Origin of the sequence: Simplicispira sedimenti (assembly GCF_022760965.1) — a bacterium.
GTDB classification, from domain to species: Bacteria; Pseudomonadota; Gammaproteobacteria; order Burkholderiales; family Burkholderiaceae_C; genus Simplicispira; species Simplicispira sedimenti.
Genome location: NZ_JAKVIJ010000031.1, coordinates 1 through 732 on the forward strand (window position 1 = coordinate 1; position 732 = coordinate 732).

1 protein-coding gene is annotated in these 732 nt (G+C 73.8%); it reads left to right on the forward strand.

The window, feature by feature from the left end; genetic code table 11:
* On the forward strand, positions 1-732 hold a 732-nt coding region (locus tag MJ602_RS16675; RefSeq protein WP_243021867.1), incomplete at both ends, for an aminotransferase.

Here is a 732-nt window from a genome sequence, read left to right on the forward strand (position 1 = left end):
GCAGCTCGCCGCCTTCCATGGCGTGGAGGCCGCGCGCATCGTGCTGGCGGGCAGTGCCAGTGAATTCATCCACCGCATCACCGCACTGGCCGCACAGCGCGGCGTGCGCGCCGTGGCGGTGCCCCCGCATGGCTACGGCGACTACGCCCAGGCTGCACGCGCCCGGAGTCTGGCTGTGCACACTGAGCCCCATGCCACTGCAGGGCTGCACTGGGCCTGCGAGCCCTCCAGCCCCCTGGGCCAGGCCGACGCGGCGCTGGCCGCGTGGCCAGCGGCAGGCGATCCGGCCCAGACCCTGCGCGTGCTCGACTGCGCCTACCAGCCGCTGCGCCTGCACACCCACCCCGCGCCGCCACCCACCTGCTGGCAGCTCTGGTCGCCCAACAAGGCCCTGGGCCTGACGGGGGTGCGCGCGGCCTACGCCATTGCCCCCCAAGGCGCTGATGCCGACGCCGCCGATCTGGCCGCCTTGGCCCCTTCGTGGCCCACCGGCGCACATGGCGTGGCGCTGTTGCAGGCCTGGGTACAACCCACGACGCAGCAATGGCTGGCCGATGGCCTGCCCCGCCTGCGCGAATGGAAACACCGCCAGATCGCCCTGTGCACCGCGCTGGGCTGGCAGGTGCTGCCCGGCAGCCAGGCCAACTACTTCTGCGCGCGGCCCCCGGTGGCCGATCTGCCCTCGCTGCTGCACGCCCTGCGCGCGCAGGGCATCAAGCTGCGCGACTGCGC